The following is a 19,835-nucleotide window of genomic DNA, read 5'->3' on the forward strand; positions in this document are numbered from 1 at the left end:
TCAATTTTGGCAGGCAGATCCCTGACACTTCAGGCGCCAGGGTTACGTCCGGGAACGGTTATCGATCGCTGCCGGCTGGTAAGCCGAACTGATTTCATGATCAGTGCAGGAATCAGGAAAAATAGCCCGACCGGGAATATTCACCCGGATGGGCTGACAAAGAAATTTGTAAAAGCCAGAAAAATTTCAGGCGCTAAATTTAGTGATAACCCACCGACATTTTACGAGATCCGTAGCCTGCCCGGGCGGCTGTACAAAAACGAGCACGGCGAGGTGTTCGCCCAAAAACTCCTGGGCCACACATCAGCGAACACCACGAAACTCTATCTCGATGAGCGTGATGATAAAGCTTATATGATGCTCTAATACTCCAATTTTCCTTGTGAAATAAATGTTAAATTTAATTTGATTGTGATATAACCAAAAAGACCGGAATACAGAAATTCGGACAAATTTCGGACATTTTCGGACAAGCGTTTTTAATTGTTTGATTTGTAAGGAAAATAAAAAGAGACCGAATACGATTCCTGTATTCGGTCCAGGGAAATGGCTCTTGGGAGAGAGCCGTGCGCTAAAAGTTGGCATTAATGCAGGCTAAATCGCCTTGCCCTTTAAGAATAGATGACGACGCCAGGTTTTCCAGTTTGTGACGAAGGTGATTGAAAAAACCTGGCGTTTTGTCTGTTATCAGGGATAAAAAAACCGTAAGCCTTTTCGTGAAGGTTTACGGTTTTTTATTAAAAGTCAGTCAGCTATTGGATGGATCACAAAGCTTTTGCGCCCGTTCGATAAACGGTGCCAGACTCATTTTCTCACCGGGCTTCGCCGGGTCATCGATTTGAATGACGGCAATAGGCTGAGCGCGCGTTTTACCCTCCGCTACTTGCTGTTCGGCAATGGCATTCAAGGGATACTGCACCAGCGTACTGGGGTTGATCACATAGAGCGCCTGGCCAGGCCGACAGGTCAACATGACCTCTTCCCGATTAAACGCCCACTTGTCTTTTCCTACTTCAAAACGACTTACGGTAATCACCTGCGGCGCCGCCAACGCTACGCCCGAAGTGGCCAGCAGAAGCGCCGGAAGGAGTATTTTTTTCATTCGTTATGCCAGTCCATCAGAAAGGTTCGAGGGTTGCAAACAGGCTGACGATCGCCAGAACTATGCCTCCAACTCCCCATTCAATTTGCGTCATCCTGACAAACCATAGGTCAGTCCGGGGATTTTCCTGTCGCATACGTGGTACGAGAACATACCGATTCGTCAGCGCAATTGCTACCATAAGCACCACCAGCGCACATTTTAACAAAAGCAACTGTCCATAGGTGGTCTGCCAGATAGCGGTAAGTCCCGTGATAAATAGCGTGTTGCCAATGCCTGTGAGCAATACGCCCGCCACAAAAAAGTGACCATAACGAGAAAAACGCATCATGGCGCTAATAGCATGTTGACGCCAGCGTCCCTGAGCCATGCGCATACAATAAACCACTGGTAACAGCCCGCCAAACCAGGCTGCGGCACAGAGCAAATGCAGAGCATGGTTAATCTGCTGTAATGTTCCCGCTACACCGTCGCGCATCGTCGCATGTCCAACGCCTGCCAGCAGGATAAACTGAGCAACGGTTAGAATAAGAAGCCGTCGTTGCATTTTTACCGGCGCAATGACTACCACCGCCAGCGTGACCAGCGCGAGGATAATTTGCCATATCCAGACCGCGCCAAAGCGGGTTTGCAGTACCGCGCCCCACACCGAGACGGAAAAAACATCGGGCCAGCCGCCGCCCATCAGTCCGCCCTGAATCGCCAGCATAAAAGCCGCGCTGATAACGCTCCAGGCGGCGGCATGTCGTTGCAGATGTAAAAATCGACGCGTCATTAAACGACGAATTGATGCGGGTGCCAGCCAGGCGCCGTAAAGCGCGCAGCCGTAGACCAGCATCAAACTAGCAAAATGAATAAATCGGAGAGTTATCCAGACGAATGTCAGCATCATTTATTTCACGCTGAAGGTGTATTTCCCTTTTGTTTTATGTCCATCCACCGACACAACGTGCCAGTCTACCGTGTAAGCGCCAGATTTTAACGGCTGCTCAAGCGGGATAATCAACTGCGTTTTATCCTGTTCATTTCGCTTTGCCGGGCGCGTTTTGATGAGCTCTTGCTGAGGGCCAGTAATGGTTGCGCCGCTGAACCCTGGCTCAATCCCTTCAGAAAAGTTCAGGGTCAGCGCCTGTGGCGAGGCCGTAACGGCAGCATTAGCCGCTGGATACTGATGCGTCAGGTGCGCATGTGCCCAGGCCGCTGGCGTCGCAAATGTCGATGCCAGCAGCAGTAAAGCTAAACGTCGCGATGGTGCAGAAGAAGCCATATTCACTATTCCTTTTTGTTATACCTACGTTACAAAGAATAACCTTCAACAATCAATGAGTCGAGGATCATCATTTCCATCTTGCCATTACCGCGGACTCTTAGTACCTTCTGGCGGCAACAAAAAAGGAGACGCGTATGAAAACGAATCTGGCTCAGCTTGAACAAGCGGAAATGGATAAAGTCAATGTGGACCTGGCGGCAGCCGGGGTGGCATTTAAAGAGCGCTACAATATGCCAGTTGTCGCGGAGGCGGTCGAACGTGAGCAGCCAGAGCATCTACGCGCCTGGTTTCGCGAGCGGCTGATTGCCCATCGTCTGGCTTCCGTATCACTATCCCGACTCCCTTACGAACCCAAAGTTAAATAAAAATTATATAACGTTACACTTCCTTACATGCAGACGACTACATTATAAGGCGATTCTTAACCTATGCTTTTTAGAATGGCTGTAGAGACTATGAAAAGGAAGTCATTATGTCCTCCTGGAAAATTGCTGCTGCGCAGTATGCGCCCCTGAACGCCTCGCCGGCGGAGCATGTCGCCCATCATCTGGAATATATTGAGCTTGCGGCTCGTCAACAGTGCGAACTGCTGGTCTTTCCGTCACTGTCGCTATTAGGCTGCGACGAAAGGAATAAATCGTTGCCCGCCCCGCCTGACGAGGCGCTTTTACAGCCGCTCACTCATGCGGCCGATACCCACCATATGACTATCATTGTGGGTATGCCTGTTGAGCATAACTGCCGCTTCGTAAAAGGCATCGCTATTTTTGCCCCATGGCTAACGTCGCCGCTCATGTTTCACAAAAGTCATGGCGCCTGTATTGCCAGGCAGCGAAGCGCTATCAACGTGGTGGATGAGCAGCCAGAAGGTGGTGATATAGATCCCTCATTTACGTTATTCACAACCAGTCAATGTCTTAACGAACCTGAACTCCATGCTTCTACCTCACGCTTACAACGTTTTTCGCATAAATATGCGCTGGCCGTACTGATGGCCAATGCCTGTGGCAGTAGCGCGCTGTGGGATGAAAGCGGGCAACTTATTGTTCGTGCCGATTGCGGTTCGCTATTACTGACGGGCCTGCGCACAACCGAGGGTTGGCAAGGCGATATCATTCCATTACGCTAAGGTCTTTCGGTGAGGAATGAATCATGTTGCGGATTATAGACACGGAAACCTGCGGGCTGCAGGGCGGGATCGTAGAGATAGCTTCTGTAGATGTCATTGATGGCAACATTGTCAATCCCATGAGTCACCTGATACGCCCCGATCGCCCTATTACGCCGCAGGCAATGGCGATACACCGTATTACCGAAGCCATGGTCGCCGATAAGCCGTGGATTGAAGATGTCATACCGCTTTATTACGGTAGTGAGTGGTATGTCGCTCACAATGCCAGTTTCGACAGACGCGTATTACCTGAATTGCCGGGTGAGTGGATCTGTACCATGAAGTTGTCGCGACGCCTGTGGCCGGGAATAAAATACAGCAATATGGCGCTCTATAAATCGCGCAAACTAAGCGTACAAACGCCGCCGGGGCTGCATCATCACCGGGCGCTTTATGATTGCTATATCACCGCCGCCTTGCTGATTGATATTATACGAACCACCGGCTGGACCGCGGAAGAAATGGTCAATATCACGGGCCGTCCTGCGCTGTTAACCACTTTCCCGTTCGGTAAATACCGCGGTAAGGCGGTATCTGAAGTCGCAAAACGCGATCCGGGCTATTTACGCTGGCTTTTTAATAACCTTGATAATATGAGCCCGGAACTTCGCCTGACGCTTAAACACTACCTGGAAGATGTTCAGGCTGGCGAGCAACGCAGCAATGGAACACCACAATAACCCGCGACGCTCACAAGCCATTGCGGGCGCGCGTCTATGCGCTATGTAAGGTTCCCTGCGCCAGGCCGATTAAAAAGGCGAACTCCAGCGCAACGCCTTCGTAGGATTTAAACCGCCCCGACTTACCACCGTGCCCGGAGTCCATATCCGTACATAACAGCAGCAGACGTTGGTCCGTTTTTAGCTCGCGTAATTTTGCCACCCACTTCGCCGGCTCCCAGTATTGCACCTGAGAATCGTGCAATCCTGTTGTCACCAGCAGGTGCGGATAGTCCTGCGCTTTGACATTGTCATAAGGACTATAGCTTTTCATATAGTCATAATACTCAATATCTTGCGGGTTCCCCCACTCTTCAAACTCTCCTGTCGTTAGTGGGATCGACTCATCCAGCATCGTGGTTAATACATCAACAAAGGGTACCTGGGCAATAACGCCGTGGAAAAGCTCGGGGCGTTCGTTGATAGCGACGCCCATTAACATTCCGCCCGCGCTCCCGCCCATCCCATAACACAGCGACGGTGAACCGTAACCCAGTTTTAATAAGGCATCGCAGGCATCAAGATAGTCATTAAAAGTATTCCGCTTTTTGAGGAATTTGCCATCTTCATACCACTGCTGCCCCAGCTCACCGCCGCCGCGAACGTGTACGATTGCGTAAACAAAGCCACGATCCAGCAAGCTCAGTCGGCTGCTGCTGAAGTCGGCGTCAATACTGGAACCGTAAGATCCGTAGCCGTAAACCAGAAGCGGATTTTGCCCTTTACGAAAATACTTCTGATGATAAACCAGCGATACCGGCACTTCGACGCCGTCGCGCGCGGTGATCCACAGGTGTTCGCTCTGATAACAGCCAGAATCAAACCCAGGCACTTCCGTCTGTTTAAGTATCCGTCGCTCTCCGGTATCCATATCCAGTTCAAACAAGGTATCTGGCGTCGTCATTGAAGAATAGCCGTAACGCAGCCGGGAGGTCTCAGGTTCGGGATTATAGGCAAGCCACGTCACGTAAGCCGGATCGTCAAAGGCGATGCCTATCACTTCACGGGTTTTACGGTTAATTTGCCGCAGGCTGGTAAGCCCCCGTTGACGCTCTTCTACTACTAACCAGTCGGTAAACAGGGTAAACCCTTCCAGCATGATATGCTCGCGCGGAGGGATCAGCTCTTCCCAGGCGTTTTCATTGCGCACGCGGGTACGGTACAGCCCAAAGTTTTTACCGTTCCGGTTAGAACGCAGGTAAAACTTATGTTGATAGTGATCGAGACTATATTCATGGTCTTTGCGGCGCGGTAAAAATGAAAACGGCTCGGCATCGGCCAGTTCCGCGTCAAGTAACAGCACTTCGCTAGTGGTGGCGCTGGCAAGATGAATCACCACATAATGCTGCGAAGTGGTTTTATGCAGGCTGACATAAAAGGTATCGTCTTTCTCTTCATATACCAGTTCATCTTGCGATGACGGAGTGCCAATCGTGTGCCGCCAAACCTGATAGGGCAGCAGCGTCTTCTTATGCTTACGCACATAGTAAAGGGTCAGGGAATCATTGGCCCAGACAAATTCAGGCGCAACGTTATCCAGCAGTTCCGGATACCAGTTACCGCTTTCGAGGTTACGAAAACGCAACCCATACTGACGACGGGATAAATAATCTTCTGCCAGCGCCATGATGGTATTATCCGGCGTAATGGCAAGTCCGCCGAGCGTATAAAATTCGCTGTGCGCGGCCCGCTGGTTCGCATCGAGCAAGGTTTCCCACACATCCCACTCTTCGCTTAACGCCGATTGTCGTTGATAGATGGCATATTCGCAGCCGGGTTCATAGATATAACGGTAGCGATAGCCATTTTTCACATACGGAGCGGAAACTTCTCTGGGCGGGATGCGATCGATAATTTCTTTTAGAATGCGGTCCTGTAACGCCTGCTGAGAGGACATGACCTTCCGGCCATACTCATTTTCCTGATGCAGGTAATCAAGGACTTCCGGCTGCGAGCGAGTGTCATCTCGCAGCCAGTAATAATTATCAATGCGCGTATCGCCATGTACGGTCATGGCATAGGGAATTCGATTGGCTTTTGGCAACATGTCGTTTTTTCTTTTGCGTTAATATTTGTTATATATCACGCGGCAAACACAGCGGCTTAGCATGGTAGTCCCGGTCCGCTCACCTCGGTAAGCGCCTGAGATGTCACTGCTTCGCCGCTATCTTGCAACATGAATGACGTAAACTATCCATCCTATAAGGGTGGCAAAAGACACGCATGATGCAAGCGAAACATGTTACTTAATGGCAGGTTATCAGCCTGGTAGCGCTTGTTTTTGCTGCTGCAAGTCCTGCTCGATACCGTCCCGAACCTCTTGAGGAATTTTTAGCGCGTCTCCTAACGCATTCAGATAGCTACGTTCCATAAAGTGGTCAATATCAATGGCGGCACAGCTCAGGAAGTAGAGTTCCAGGGCTTCTTCTTCATTACGAACGCCCTGTGCCAGACGTTGTGGATCAAGCGGCTGCTCAATAGCTTTCTCGATAAACACACGCCCTTGCTCTTCCACACCTGATTCTCGCAGTTGGTGCTCAATCGCCGCGCGTTCTTTGGCATCAATATGCCCATCGCTTTTTGCAGCAAAAACCAGCGCCAGGATCAGTCGCTCAGTGCGAACATCCAGCGGCGTACTTTGGCTGCCGAATTGCGGCTCCCCCTGATGCGCGGCGCGTACTTTATCTTTGTACTTATTCCACAATACGGAACCCGCTACCGCGCCGCCGCCCACCAGCAAAGCGCCAGTACCGTATTTGGTTAATAATTTGCGCGAAGACTTATTGGCGACCAACAGTCCAGCCAGACCGCCCAGCGCGCCGGGAACCAGCAGTTTATTTAACCCCTGTTCACCGGAAGGCGATGCAGAAGCGCCTTTTTGCCCAAGAAGTGATTGTAATTGGTTCAACCAGTTAGCCATAGTACCCCTCAAATACAGACCAATAATGGTCAAGCGTACCTGAGGGGATGTCAGGAATTGTCTGTTCCGGCAAAAGAAGCGCAAATTACGCTGCTAGCGGGGCTTATATTCCGCCTTGCCGGCTTTGCAATCAACGATAACCTGATAATGAATATCGGCACTTTTACCGCGAACGGTTAGCGGAACTGTCCATTTATCATTTTGACCCACAACGTCCTGCACATTAACCCACGCGACCGGGTCAGCCTGCCCGACCTTTTTTTGGTCGTCTGCCCACCGCACGATACGATTTTGCTGGTAGTCGCGCTTCACGCTTGCCGCAATCCCGGCAGCATCCAGCCCTTCGCACTGCGGAAACTTAACCGATTTACTCTCGGTGGATGCCGCAAATGCCGATACGCTGGCGGATAACAACAGCAGGCTCAACAACGCTCCTCTTTTATTCATACTTTTCTCCTTAGCACAATGATTCAGGAAAAGCATGGTACAAAACGCTGGGAGCGCAAGTGTGGGTTCAGGCGGCTTGCTTTTTCGTTTTACTCACGGCGTCCTTTTCAACCGCCTGCGGAGAAGGCAACTTACCGGTTTTGAGGATAGTGCTTAACACCTCTTTATGTTCCGCCAGCCACAGCGACAACGCTTCGCGCTGCCCATCTTCCAGCACGACTGGCGACTGCTCAAGCCAGGTATCAAGAAGATCGGCAGTATCGAGCATTTTGTCCCAGGCGTCGGCTTCCTTTTTACTGGTAAATGACATCTTCTCCTCACCCTCGCGAATGACTACGTATTTAACTTCAACCGCCATTTTGCAGCCCCTTATTTACCTGTGTTTATATACAGTATATTGCAAGGCAGCAAGAAAAGCAATCTATTCGAAAAGACATACGCAAACGTTTTCGTATATACTGCGCGCAGGTAAATAAGGGGACAGAAATATGACGCTATTAGGCACTGCGCTACGTCCGGCAGCAACGCGGGTGATGTTATTAGGGGCAGGTGAATTGGGAAAAGAGGTGGCGATTGAATGCCAACGCCTGGGGATCGAGGTTATCGCCGTCGATCGCTATCCTGATGCTCCCGCCATGCATGTGGCTCACCGTTCACACGTCATTAATATGCTGGACGGCGAGGCGCTACGTCATGTGATTACAGAGGAAAAACCGCATTATATCGTGCCGGAAATAGAAGCGATCGCCACCGATACGCTGCGCGAGCTGGAGGGCGAAGGGTTGAATGTCGTGCCTTGCGCCCGTGCAACGCAGCTCACGATGAACCGCGAAGGGATCCGTCGCCTGGCCGCAGAAGAATTAGGACTGCCGACATCGACGTATCGCTTTGCCGACAGTGAGGCCAGTTTTCATGATGCGGTAGCCGCAGTGGGTTTTCCTTGCATCGTCAAACCGGTCATGAGCTCTTCCGGCAAAGGCCAGAGCTTTATCCGCTCGGCCGAACAGCTTGCGCAGGCATGGGAGTATGCTCAACAGGGCGGACGCGCTGGCGCGGGTCGCGTGATTGTGGAAGGCGTGGTTAAATTTGATTTTGAAATTACGCTGCTCACCGTTAGCGCCGTCGATGGCGTGCATTTCTGCGCGCCGGTCGGTCATCGTCAGCAAGATGGCGACTATCGCGAATCCTGGCAGCCACAGCAGATGAGCGAACTGGCGCTGAAGCGGGCGCAAGAGATTGCGCGTCATGTGGTACTGGCGTTAGGCGGTCATGGGCTGTTCGGCGTTGAACTCTTCGTCTGTGGCGATGAAGTCATTTTCAGCGAAGTCTCCCCTCGCCCACACGATACCGGAATGGTCACGTTGATTTCTCAGGATCTCTCTGAGTTTGCGCTGCATGTGCGCGCCTTTCTGGGAATGCCCGTAGGCGCTATTCGCCAGTATGGTCCCGCTGCCTCGGCCGTGATTCTGCCGCAGCTTACCAGTCGAAATGTGACGTTTGATAATGTACACGCGGCGGTAGGAGCCGGAGTACAGCTACGGCTGTTTGGTAAGCCTGAGATCGACGGCACTCGTCGTCTTGGTGTAGCGTTAGCGACAGGTGAAAACGTTGAAGAAGCGGTGATAAGAGCGAAAAAGGCCGCCAGCCGCGTGACGGTAAAAGGCTAATGCGCCATCGCCTGATGGCGACGTTAGCGCATTTTTATCAGACCTGCCTGATCGCCACTCGTAAGCCCGATAAGCAAGCGCCATCGGGCATTTAACGGCTTACTGCTTCGCGCCTTCTACCGCTTCGCGCGCCAGTTTGGTGATGCGATCGTAATCACCCGCTTCCAGCGCGTCAGCCGGCACCAGCCAGGAACCGCCGATGCACAACACGCTTTTCAGCGCCAGATAGTCACGATAGTTTGCCGGAGAGATGCCGCCGGTTGGGCAGAAACGTACCTGAGAGAACGGACCGGCAATCGCCTGCAACGCTTTGGTGCCGCCATTTGCTTCCGCCGGGAAGAATTTGAACTCTTTCAGACCATAGTCCATGCCCAACATCAGTTCAGAAACGGTGCTAATACCGGGAATCAATGGGATAGTGCCTGCCGTCGCGGCTTTCAGCAGTGGCTCAGTCAGTCCCGGGCTAATCGCAAATTGCGCGCCCGCTTCCGTCACCTCCGCCAACTGCTGCGGATTGAGAACGGTTCCGGCGCCGACAATCGCTTCCGGCACGTCTTTAGCGATAGCGCGAATAGCATCCATCGCGCAGGCCGTACGTAAAGTCACTTCCAGAACGCGAACGCCCCCGGCCACCAGCGCTTTAGCCATCGGCACCGCGTGCTCCAGTTTATTGACTACAATGACCGGGACAACCGGGCCGGTGGTCAGGATTGCTTCTGCACTTGTTTTCCAGTTTTTCATCGGAATTCTTCTCTCGCCTGATTACTAGTGTGTCATCTTAAAAAGTGATACAGGTTGCGCCCTGCTCCGCACCCGACAGCTTTTCGCGCAGCGCGCCAAACAACTCACGCCCCGTTCCGACGCGCGACGCGCTCAGGTCCGGAATATGAGGCTGACGAGCGGCAAGTTCCGCCTCGTCGACCAGCAGAGTTAACTCACCTGTCTGCCCATTCACGCGAATGATGTCGCCATCGCGCACTTTTGCCAGTAAGCCGCCATCGTAGGCTTCCGGCGTTACGTGGATAGCTGAAGGCACTTTACCCGAAGCGCCTGAAAGTCGTCCATCAGTAACTAACGCGATTTTGAAACGGCGGTCCAATAATACACCAAGTGGCGGCATGAGTTTATGTAATTCTGGCATTCCATTCGCTTTTGGTCCCTGATGACGCACGACAACGACACAATCCCGGTCAAGCAGGCCCGCGTCAAACGCAGGCAGCACATCATGCTGACTTTCAAATACCATGGCAGGCGCTTCAATGCTCTGGTTTTCAACCGGTACCGCAGACGTCTTCATTACTGCGCGCCCCAGATTACCGCTTAGCACCTTAGTACCGCCGTGAGGAGAGAACGGCTTATCAAAAGAGGCAATGACATCGTTATCCAGTGACCTTTCCGCGCCTTCACGCCAGTCCAGCTCGCCGTTGTTGAGCCAGGGCTCCAGCGTATAGCGTTTCAGGCCGAAGCCTGCGACAGTATTAACGTCTTCGTGCAGCAATCCGGCATTGAGCAGCTCACGCATCAATACCGGTACGCCGCCCGCCGCCTGGAAGTGGTTAATGTCCGCCGGACCGTTCGGGTACAGACGCGCCATCAACGGAACCACTTCCGACAAATCCGAGAAGTCATCCCAGTTGATCAGAATGCCCGCCGCGCGCGCCATTGCAACCAGATGCATGGTGTGGTTGGTGGAACCGCCGGTAGCCAGCAGCGCGACAATGCCGTTCACCACGACTTTTTCGTCGATCATTTTACCGAGCGGCATCCACGTATTGCCGTTGCCGGTAAGACGTGTTACCTGACGTGCGGCAGCGGCAGTCAATGCCTCGCGCAGCGGCGCATCCGGATGCACAAACGAAGAACCCGGCAACTGCATTCCCATAAACTCCACCACCATCTGGTTGGTGTTGGCGGTGCCGTAAAATGTACAGGTGCCCGGCGCATGGTAAGAGGCGGCTTCTGACTCCAGCAGCGCCATTCTGTCTACTTTTCCTTCCGCATATAGCTGACGAATACGGACTTTTTCTTTATTCGGCAGGCCGCTCGCCATCGGGCCTGACGGAACAAAAATCGCGGGTAAATGACCAAAAGAGAGCGCGGCCATCGCCAGCCCCGGAACGATTTTGTCGCATACGCCGAGGAATAACGCGCCGTCAAACATATTGTGAGAGAGGCCTACTGCTGCCGACATCGCTATCACTTCGCGGCTGAGTAATGACAACTCCATGCCATCCTGCCCTTGTGTAACGCCATCGCACATTGCCGGTACGCCGCCTGCGACCTGACCTACCGCATTCACGGAATGCAGGGCCTGACGAATAATCTGCGGATAATGTTCATACGGTTGATGCGCAGAGAGCATGTCATTGTAGGAGGTAATAATGGCGATATTATTGCGCAACATACTTTTCAGCGAGGCTTTGTCCTCTGGCTGACAGGCGGCGAAGCCATGCGCCAGGTTGCCGCAGGCCAGTTGAGAGCGGTGGACCGTGGCGGTTTTCGCCTGCTCAATGCGGGCAAGATAGGCTTTTCGGGTCTGCTGCGAGCGTTCGACAATGCGCTGTGTTACGCGTAACAAATTAGGATTCATAGAGGCTCCTGAAATTTATCTGTCCGGCTACCGGGTTTACCATGCGTTTCATCAATGTGGAAAGACAGTAAAATACATGATGTCCGGGGATAATGGGGCAAAATCGTTTCAGGCAGTGTAATAAAAAAAGCCTCGCAGGTGAATCCACACGAGGCTTAAAAGTGCAAAAATGATTCTACAATCTGTGTTAGATCATGTTACCGGTAAAATACCACCTAAGAGTGAGTGGCAAATTTACTCAAACTCATTCCACGAACGACCGTCACGGGTAATCATCGCCACGGACGCTACCGGTCCCCAGGTGCCCGCCTGATACGGCTTCGGCGCGTCGTTGTCCATCGCCCATGCTTCGGTAATGGAGTCCACCCACTTCCAGGCTTCTTCCACTTCGTCACGGCGGACAAACAGCGCCTGAATGCCACGCATCGTTTCCAGCAGCAGGCGCTCATATGCATCCGCCAGGTGCGTCTGATTAAAGGTCTCGGAGTAGCTCAGATCAAGCTTCGTGATCTGCAGATTATGCTTATGATCCAGCCCCGGTACTTTGTTAAGCACCTGAATATCTACGCCTTCATCCGGCTGCAGGCGAATCGTCAATTTGTTCTGCGGCAGGTCTTGCCAGGACTCTTTAAAGAGGTTCAGTTCAGGCGTCTTGAAATAAACCACGACTTCAGAGCACTTGGTTGGCAGACGCTTGCCGGTGCGCAGATAGAATGGCACGCCCGCCCAACGCCAGTTATCGATGTCGACGCGGATCGCGACGAAAGTTTCGGTGTTGCTGCTTTTATTCGCGCCCTCTTCTTCCAGATAGCCCGGCACCTTTTGCCCCTGCGCAAAGCCCGCGGTGTATTGACCACGAACCGTTTTTTCACGCACGTTGGAGCGATCAATCCGGCGCAGCGATTTCAACACTTTGACTTTTTCATCGCGAATACTGTCGGCGCTCAGGTCAGACGGCGGTGACATGGCAATCATGCAGAGAATTTGCAGCAAGTGGTTCTGGATCATATCGCGCATCTGACCGGCCTGGTCAAAATATCCCCAGCGCCCTTCAATCCCCACCTCTTCCGCTACGGTAATCTCAACGTGATCGATAGTGCGGTTATCCCAGTTATTAACGAATAACGAGTTGGCAAAACGCAGCGCCAGCAGGTTGAGAACCGTTTCTTTACCCAGATAGTGGTCGATACGATATACCTGGCACTCTTCAAAGTATTCGCCGACCCGATCGTTAATCTCACGCGAGGTCGCCAGCGAAGTACCCAACGGTTTTTCCATCACGACACGCGCCGGTTTGGCGTTGAGTTTAGCCTCCCCTAACCCTTTGCAAATAGCGCCAAACGTGCTGGGCGGCATCGCAAAATAGTTAATGGTGGTGCGGTTTTTTTGATCCAGCATATCGCCCAGGCGACTGAACGCAGGCGTATCGTTCACGTCAAGATTACAAAAATCCAGACGGCCGCTCAGCGTATCCCACAAGCCTTCATCAATTTTTTCCTTCATGAAGGTTTCCAGCGCCTCACGCACGACGTGGGTATAAGCTTCTTTATCCCAGTCCGCGCGCCCCACCCCAATGATCCGGGTATCCGGATGGATCTGGCCGGCTTTCTCAAGCTGATACAGGGAAGGCAGCAGTTTCCGGCGCGCCAGGTCGCCTTTCGCGCCGAAAATGACCAGGTCACATGCCTGGGCTGTTTGCGTTACCGCCATGTCATTCTCCTCAGTTAATCTCCTGGTACTTTAGCCAGGATATCGTTGTAATTTTATTACACAGCACTGTACTGCTTTTACGAGATTACGGAAACCGTAAACGCCTTTTCATAGGTGAACCGGCGTTTGATTGGCAATATAATCGGCAAAACGCCTAATAAAATTGTCGCTTTTCCACACAAGCTGGAACTTAAAATCCGACGTCGGTCATGTAATGAAAAAAAACGACACCTTTTTTAGCCATTTTGCCCCCTTTGACAGCCGCCAGGAGTAATATCTAACAAAACGCGCTCGGTTTCGCGCATCATTGAAATCGCTAATACCCATGAGCCTTGCTAATCATGAATATGCTGGAAAAAGTCCAGTCTCAACTGGAACATTTAAGCAAATCTGAACGAAAAGTCGCCGATGTTATTCTGGCCGCCCCAGGCAGATCGATTCACTTAAGCATTGCCATGCTGGCCCAGGAAGCTAACGTTAGCGAGCCAACGGTGAACCGTTTCTGTCGCAGCATGAATACCCGCGGCTTTCCTGATTTTAAACTGCATCTGGCGCAAAGTCTGGCAAATGGCACCCCCTATGTTAATCGCAATGTGGATGAAGATGACAGCGTTGAGGCCTATACAGGAAAAATCTTCGAGTCCGCCATGGCCAGTCTCGACCATGTTCGTCAGTCGCTGGATAAATCGGCCGTCAACCGCGCCGTCGATTTACTGACCCAGGCAAAAAAAATCGCCTTTTTTGGTCTTGGTTCCTCCGCCGCGGTCGCGCATGACGCCATGAATAAGTTTTTTCGCTTCAATGTGCCGGTGATTTACTCCGACGATATCGTGCTGCAACGGATGAGCTGTATGAATTGTAACGATGATGACGTCGTCGTGCTCATTTCGCATACTGGCAGAACCAAGAGCCTGGTGGAACTGGCGCAGTTGGCGCGGGAAAACGATGCGATGGTGATCGCCCTGACCTCCGCTGGAACGCCGCTGGCGCGCGAAGCCACGCTGGCCATTACCCTCGACGTACCGGAAGATACAGACATTTATATGCCCATGGTCTCTCGACTTGCTCAGCTGACCGTGATAGATGTGCTGGCAACGGGATTTACTTTGCGTCGCGGGGCGAAATTCAGAGATAACTTGAAGCGTGTCAAGGAAGCGCTCAAGGAATCGCGTTTTGATAAAGAATTACTCATCAAGAGTGATGACCGCTAAAAGCAATAACAATGTTCTACCCTTTTCGTCATCCGGGGACGTTCATTTTATACCGTTAAGGTTTCAGAACGACCGGATCAATGTTCACGCAACACCAAGTTGTTTTAGTCAACGGAGTATTACATGTCCAGAAGGCTTCGCAGAACCAAAATCGTTACCACGTTAGGCCCGGCAACTGACCGCGATAACAACCTTGAGAAGGTTATCGCCGCGGGCGCAAACGTAGTACGTATGAACTTCTCTCACGGCTCGCCGGAAGATCATAAAATGCGTGCTGATAAAGTCCGTGAGATTGCCGCCAAACTGGGGCGTCATGTGGCTATTTTAGGCGACCTGCAAGGGCCAAAAATTCGCGTTTCCACTTTTAAAGAAGGCAAAGTGTTCCTCAATATCGGGGACAAATTTCTGTTAGACGCTAACCTGGGTAAAGGCGAAGGCGATAAAGAAAAAGTCGGCATTGATTACAAAGGGTTGCCGGCAGACGTCGTTCCTGGCGATATCCTGCTGCTTGACGATGGTCGAGTGCAGTTGAAAGTGCTTGAAGTCCAGGGCATGAAAGTCTTTACCGAGGTCACCGTCGGCGGCCCGCTGTCTAACAATAAAGGCATTAACAAGCTCGGCGGCGGGCTTTCTGCTGAAGCGCTGACCGAAAAAGACAAAGCCGATATTCAAACCGCGGCGCTGATAGGCGTTGACTATCTGGCCGTCTCCTTCCCGCGCTGCGGCGAAGATCTGAACTATGCACGCCGCCTGGCGCGCGACGCCGGCTGCGACGCGAAAATTGTGGCTAAAGTCGAACGCGCCGAAGCGGTATGCGATCAAAACGCCATGGACGATATCATTCTGGCCTCTGACGTTGTGATGGTCGCACGTGGCGATCTGGGCGTTGAAATCGGCGATCCGGAGCTGGTTGGTATCCAGAAGGCGCTGATTCGCCGTGCGCGTCAGCTAAACCGCGCAGTCATCACCGCAACGCAGATGATGGAGTCGATGATCACCAACCCGATGCCGACCCGTGCGGAAGTGATGGACGTGGCGAACGCCGTCCTGGATGGCACGGATGCGGTTATGCTGTCTGCCGAAACCGCAGCCGGTCAGTATCCTTCTGAAACCGTTGCCGCAATGGCGCGCGTCTGCCTGGGCGCAGAAAAAATCCCCAGCATCAATGTGTCTAAACACCGTCTCGACGTGCAGTTCGACAACGTTGAAGAAGCCATTGCCATGTCTGCGATGTATGCGGCAAACCATCTGAAAGGCGTTACCGCGATCATCACCATGACGGAATCCGGTCGTACCGCGCTAATGACTTCCCGTATCAGCTCCGGCCTGCCGATTTTCGCCATGTCGCGCCATGAACGCACGCTCAACCTGACCGCGCTCTACCGCGGAGTAACGCCGGTGCATTTTGATAGCGCGGCTGATGGCGTTGTCGCGGCGCATGAAGCTGTTAATCTGCTGCGCGATAAAGGGTATCTGGTTTCCGGTGACCTGGTTATCGTGACTCAGGGCGATGTCATGAGCACCGTCGGCTCAACCAATACCACGCGTATTTTGACCGTTGAGTAAAACTCCCCCACACCTGTTCATCAGGTAGTACAGGGTTTGTCAGCATAAAGCCTCTCTTACGAGAGGCTTTATTTATTTGATGGGATAAAGATCTTTACGCTTATACGGCTGAATCTCGCCTGGCTTGCGGGTTTTGAGCAGCTTCAGGATCCAGGTGTACTGTTCCGGATGCGGGCCGACAAAAATTTCGACCTCTTCGTTCATCCGTCTGGCGATAGTGTGGTCGTCAGCCGTGAGCAGATCGTCCATTGGCGGGCGAATCTGGATAGTCAGGCGATGCGTTTTACCATTATACACCGGGAAAAGCGGTATCACGCGTGCGCGGCACACTTTCATCAGCCGACCAATTGCAGGCAGCGTCGCTTTGTATGTCGCAAAGAAATCAACGAATTCACTATGCTCCGGGCCGTGATCCTGGTCCGGCAGGTAGTAACCCCAGTAGCCCTGACGAACAGACTGAATAAAGGGTTTAATCCCGTCATTACGCGCATGCAAACGTCCGCCGAAACGCCGACGCACTGTGTTCCAGATATAGTCAAAAACCGGATTACCCTGATTATGAAACATCGCCGCCATTTTTTGCCCCTGAGAGGCCATCAGCATGGCTGGAATGTCGACGCCCCAGCCATGCGGTACGAGAAAAATGACTTTTTCGTCGTTACGACGCATCTCCTCAATGATTTCCAGACCTTCCCAGTCAACACGCTGTTGAATTTTTTTCGGACCGCGCATCGCCAACTCAGCCATCATCGCCATTGCCTGTGGCGCGGTGGCGAACATCTCATCGACAATCGCTTCGCGCTCAGCTTCGCTACGCTGCGGAAAGCACAATGACAGATTAATTAGCGCCCGGCGACGAGAACTCTTCCCCAGCCGTCCGGCAAAACGCCCCAGCGTCGCCAGCAAAGGGTCGCGGAATGATGCCGGCGTTAATGCGATCCCCGCCATTGCCGCAGCGCCCAACCAGGCGCCCCAATACTGCGGATAGCGAAAGGATTTTTCGAATTCAGGGATATACTCACTATTATTTTTTTTGGTTTCCATGCTTTTCCAGGGTCTGCTGACGCGAAAAGGAATTGTGAATAGTGTAGCGACGTCTGCGTCTCACACAAAACAAAAAAGCCGGCACACATCGCGTACCGGCTCTGTCAGCGCATTTGTTAATCGAAGCGCAGTTGCGGCAGAACCTCTTTCACCTGTGCCAGGTATTCACGACGATCTGACCCCGTCAGACCTTCCGTGCGCGGCAATTTTGCTGTTAGAGGGTTAACGGCTTGCTGGTTTATCCATACTTCATAATGCAGATGCGGCCCTGTGGAACGCCCGGTGTTACCAGAAAGCGCAATACGATCGCCACGTTTCACTTTTTGCCCCGGTTTCACCAGCAGCTTACGCAAGTGCATGTAACGTGTGGTGTAGGTGCGTCCATGACGAATCGCAATGTAGTAACCGGCAGCGCCGCTACGTTTAGCGACCACGACCTCGCCATCCCCCACCGACAGCACCGGCGTACCCTGCGGCATCGCAAAGTCAACGCCACGATGCGGCGCAACGCGTCCAGTAACCGGGTTCAGACGGCGCGGATTGAAATTGGAGGAGATGCGGAACTGTTTGGCGGTCGGGAAGCGTAAAAAGCCTTTCGCCAGGCCAACACCGTTACGGTCATAGAATTTACCGTCAGCGGCGCGAATGGCGTAGTAATCTTTACCATCGGAACGCATCCGCACGCCCAACAACTGACTCTGTTCACGCTTGCCATCCAGCATCTCGCGCGACATCAGAACCGAAAATTCATCGCCCTTTTTCAGCTTGCGAAAATCCATCTGCCACTGCATGGCTTTTATCACTGCGCTGATTTCGCTGCTGGTTAAACCTGCCTCTTTCGCGCTGGCGACAAAGCTACCCCCTACCGTACCTTTCAGCAGACTGTTGACCCAGTCCCCCTGCTGCATTTCACTGCTCATTTTAAAACCGTTGGCAGTGCGATCGTAGGTACGCGTTTCACGGCGGGAGACTTCCCATGTCAGACGCTGTAAATCGCCATCGGCGGTCAGTGTCCAGGAAAGCTGTTGGCCAATTTTCAGATTGCGCAGCTCCTTATCAGAAGCGGCAAGTCGGCTAATATCGCTCATATCGATGCCGTACTGATTCAGAATGCTGCTTAACGTATCGCCTGTGGAGACGACGTATTCATGGACGCCGACTTCGCCTGCGGTTTTATCGTCCAGCTCATCCTGAGGAATAGCTTCATCTTCCTGCGCGGCCTGATCGATGGGTTCGCTGGCCTCCGGTAAGAGGGAACGAATCTCGCTTTTCTCCAGTTCAATAGTTTTAACGATTGGCGCGGATTCTGGGTGGTAAACATAGGGCCGCCATACGGCGACGGCCAGTGTCAGAACGGTAAGTGACCCCAGCATAACGCGGTGGGGTCGGGGCAGATTATTAAATGCCAGGGCGACAGAGCGGGCTATCTGTTGCACGTATTCACTTCCTCGTTAATCTCCTTTCAGGCAGCTCGCATACTGGTTGGCTAATTGGCTTAAAAACGCTGAATAGCTTGTTTTACCCAGTTTAATGTTCGTCCCGAGGGGGTCCAGTGTTCCCATTCGAACGGATGTCCCTCTCGCCACGGCTTCCACGACCGCTGGCCTGAATTGTGGCTCAGCAAAAACGCAGGTTGCTTTTTGCTCAACCAACTGTGTTCTTATTTCATGTAAACGCTGCGCGCCAGGTTGTATCTCAGGGTTCACGGTAAAGTGACCGAGCGGGGTGAGTCCGTAGTGTTTTTCGTAGTAACCGTAGGCGTCATGAAAAACGAAATACCCTTTCCCCTTGAGCGGCGCGAGCTCGTTACCGACCTGTTTATCGGTTGCGGCTAATTGTGCCTCAAAATCCTTCAGGTTGGCGTCGAGTTTGGCTCGACTTTGCGGCATAAGTTCCACTAATTTTTCATGGATTGCAACCGCTGTAGCCCGCGCTATCTCTGGGGAGAGCCAAAGATGCATGTTATATTCGCCGTGATGGTGATGTACGTCACCTTTTTCCTCATCGGCGCCCGTATGCGCATGTTCATCCTCATCATCATCCGCGCCCTTCATGAGTAACGGTTTTACATCGGCAAGTTGCGCAATGGTAACCTGCTTATTATCAGGGATATTCCTGACCGACTTCTCCATAAAGGCTTCCATTTCCGGGCCAACCCAGACGACTAAGTCCGCGCCCTGTAAGCGTTTTACGTCTGATGGACGCAATGAATAATCATGCTCGGATGCCCCATCCGGAAGTAATACTTGCGTATCCGTAACGCCATCAGCAATGGCGGAAGCGATGAACCCAAGCGGTTTAAGCGAAGCGACAACGGCGGCGTCGGCAGCCTGGGTTGCACTCCCCCAAAGCGCGGCGGATAATGCTGCGAAAAGAAGCGTATTTTTCTGTAACATAATGCGACTAATCATCGTAATG

The 19,835-nt window shown here is 52.4% G+C and carries 19 protein-coding genes and 1 pseudogene; 7 read left to right on the forward strand and 13 right to left on the reverse strand.

The window, feature by feature from the left end:
• Positions 1-12: 12 nt before the first annotated feature.
• A pseudogene (locus NBA72_RS10440) lies at positions 13-366 on the forward strand (tyrosine-type recombinase/integrase); the annotation flags it as partial.
• A 382-nt stretch (positions 367-748) separates the two neighbouring features.
• Here NBA72_RS10440 and NBA72_RS10445 read toward each other — a convergent pair.
• Genes NBA72_RS10445 through yobA form a run of 3 tightly spaced genes read right to left on the reverse strand, consistent with a single transcriptional unit; the run spans position 749 to position 2,369 of the window.
• Positions 749-1,102: a YebY family protein gene (locus NBA72_RS10445; protein ID WP_042949703.1), complete on the reverse strand. Its 354-nt coding sequence runs from the start codon at positions 1,100-1,102 to the stop codon at positions 749-751.
• Between the two features lie 16 nt (positions 1,103-1,118).
• Positions 1,119-1,994, reverse strand: a complete 876-nt coding sequence (gene copD / locus NBA72_RS10450) for a copper homeostasis membrane protein CopD (protein ID WP_000979690.1) — start codon at positions 1,992-1,994, stop codon at positions 1,119-1,121.
• The gene (yobA, locus tag NBA72_RS10455) at positions 1,995-2,369 is read right to left on the reverse strand and encodes a CopC domain-containing protein YobA (RefSeq protein ID WP_000168393.1); all 375 of its coding nucleotides are present in this window, start codon (positions 2,367-2,369) and stop codon (positions 1,995-1,997) included.
• Positions 2,370-2,506: 137 nt separating this feature from the next.
• On the opposite strand from yobA, the gene NBA72_RS10460 reads away from it, so the two are divergent.
• From NBA72_RS10460 to exoX, 3 genes are all read left to right on the forward strand, one after another.
• Positions 2,507-2,737, forward strand: coding sequence for a DNA polymerase III subunit theta (locus NBA72_RS10460; protein WP_000856224.1), 231 nt, complete (start codon positions 2,507-2,509; stop codon positions 2,735-2,737).
• A 107-nt stretch (positions 2,738-2,844) separates the two neighbouring features.
• Positions 2,845-3,501 carry a carbon-nitrogen hydrolase family protein gene (locus NBA72_RS10465; protein ID WP_000100257.1) on the forward strand — a complete coding sequence of 219 codons (657 nt, stop codon included), beginning with the start codon at positions 2,845-2,847 and terminating at the stop codon, positions 3,499-3,501.
• 23 nt (positions 3,502-3,524) lie between these two features.
• Positions 3,525-4,223: an exodeoxyribonuclease X gene (gene exoX, locus NBA72_RS10470; RefSeq protein WP_042949704.1), complete on the forward strand. Its 699-nt coding sequence runs from the start codon at positions 3,525-3,527 to the stop codon at positions 4,221-4,223.
• A 34-nt stretch (positions 4,224-4,257) separates the two neighbouring features.
• Here exoX and ptrB read toward each other — a convergent pair whose 3' ends face one another.
• The 4 genes from ptrB to yebG form a co-directional block, all read right to left on the reverse strand.
• Positions 4,258-6,309 carry an oligopeptidase B gene (gene ptrB, locus NBA72_RS10475; RefSeq protein WP_042949705.1) on the reverse strand — a complete coding sequence of 684 codons (2,052 nt, stop codon included), beginning with the start codon at positions 6,307-6,309 and terminating at the stop codon, positions 4,258-4,260.
• Between the two features lie 213 nt (positions 6,310-6,522).
• Entirely contained in the window at positions 6,523-7,182 is a 660-nt protein-coding gene (locus NBA72_RS10480; RefSeq protein ID WP_000024709.1) for a tellurite resistance TerB family protein, read from the reverse strand.
• Between the two features lie 93 nt (positions 7,183-7,275).
• A complete protein-coding gene (gene yebF, locus NBA72_RS10485; protein ID WP_001042123.1) occupies positions 7,276-7,629 on the reverse strand; it encodes a protein YebF in 354 nt (117 codons plus the stop codon).
• 67 nt (positions 7,630-7,696) lie between these two features.
• Complete coding sequence (gene yebG / locus NBA72_RS10490; protein WP_000257726.1) at positions 7,697-7,987, reverse strand: DNA damage-inducible protein YebG; 291 nt, start codon at positions 7,985-7,987, stop codon at positions 7,697-7,699.
• A gap of 130 nt (positions 7,988-8,117) precedes the next feature.
• Here yebG and purT point away from each other — a divergent pair, with 130 nt between their 5' ends.
• The gene (gene purT, locus NBA72_RS10495) at positions 8,118-9,296 is read left to right on the forward strand and encodes a formate-dependent phosphoribosylglycinamide formyltransferase (protein ID WP_042949706.1); all 1,179 of its coding nucleotides are present in this window, start codon (positions 8,118-8,120) and stop codon (positions 9,294-9,296) included.
• A 99-nt stretch (positions 9,297-9,395) separates the two neighbouring features.
• Here the strand turns inward: purT and kdgA are convergent, their stop codons facing one another.
• The 3 genes from kdgA to zwf form a co-directional block, all read right to left on the reverse strand.
• On the reverse strand, positions 9,396-10,037 hold the full coding sequence (gene kdgA, locus NBA72_RS10500) for a bifunctional 4-hydroxy-2-oxoglutarate aldolase/2-dehydro-3-deoxy-phosphogluconate aldolase (RefSeq protein ID WP_000800494.1): 642 nt from the start codon (positions 10,035-10,037) through the stop codon (positions 9,396-9,398).
• A gap of 37 nt (positions 10,038-10,074) precedes the next feature.
• Entirely contained in the window at positions 10,075-11,886 is a 1,812-nt protein-coding gene (edd, locus tag NBA72_RS10505; RefSeq protein WP_042949707.1) for a phosphogluconate dehydratase, read from the reverse strand.
• A gap of 234 nt (positions 11,887-12,120) precedes the next feature.
• On the reverse strand, positions 12,121-13,596 hold the full coding sequence (gene zwf, locus NBA72_RS10510; RefSeq protein ID WP_000301711.1) for a glucose-6-phosphate dehydrogenase: 1,476 nt from the start codon (positions 13,594-13,596) through the stop codon (positions 12,121-12,123).
• A 341-nt stretch (positions 13,597-13,937) separates the two neighbouring features.
• On the opposite strand from zwf, the gene NBA72_RS10515 reads away from it, so the two are divergent.
• Positions 13,938-14,807, forward strand: coding sequence for a MurR/RpiR family transcriptional regulator (locus NBA72_RS10515; protein ID WP_020898861.1), 870 nt, complete (start codon positions 13,938-13,940; stop codon positions 14,805-14,807).
• Positions 14,808-14,930: 123 nt separating this feature from the next.
• The gene (pyk, locus tag NBA72_RS10520; protein ID WP_000091156.1) at positions 14,931-16,373 is read left to right on the forward strand and encodes a pyruvate kinase; all 1,443 of its coding nucleotides are present in this window, start codon (positions 14,931-14,933) and stop codon (positions 16,371-16,373) included.
• A 72-nt stretch (positions 16,374-16,445) separates the two neighbouring features.
• On the opposite strand, the gene lpxM is transcribed toward pyk, so the two are convergent.
• From lpxM to znuA, 3 genes are all read right to left on the reverse strand, one after another.
• Complete coding sequence (gene lpxM / locus NBA72_RS10525) at positions 16,446-17,417, reverse strand: lauroyl-Kdo(2)-lipid IV(A) myristoyltransferase (RefSeq protein ID WP_000448401.1); 972 nt, start codon at positions 17,415-17,417, stop codon at positions 16,446-16,448.
• Between the two features lie 116 nt (positions 17,418-17,533).
• A complete protein-coding gene (gene mepM, locus NBA72_RS10530) occupies positions 17,534-18,853 on the reverse strand; it encodes a murein DD-endopeptidase MepM (RefSeq protein ID WP_001184028.1) in 1,320 nt (439 codons plus the stop codon).
• Positions 18,854-18,868: 15 nt separating this feature from the next.
• A complete protein-coding gene (znuA, locus tag NBA72_RS10535; RefSeq protein WP_000939597.1) occupies positions 18,869-19,813 on the reverse strand; it encodes a zinc ABC transporter substrate-binding protein ZnuA in 945 nt (314 codons plus the stop codon).
• Between the last annotated feature and the right edge of the window lie 22 nt (positions 19,814-19,835).

It is taken from the genome of Salmonella sp. NW1250 (assembly GCF_051812965.1).
Classification (GTDB): Bacteria; Pseudomonadota; Gammaproteobacteria; order Enterobacterales; family Enterobacteriaceae; genus Salmonella; species Salmonella enterica.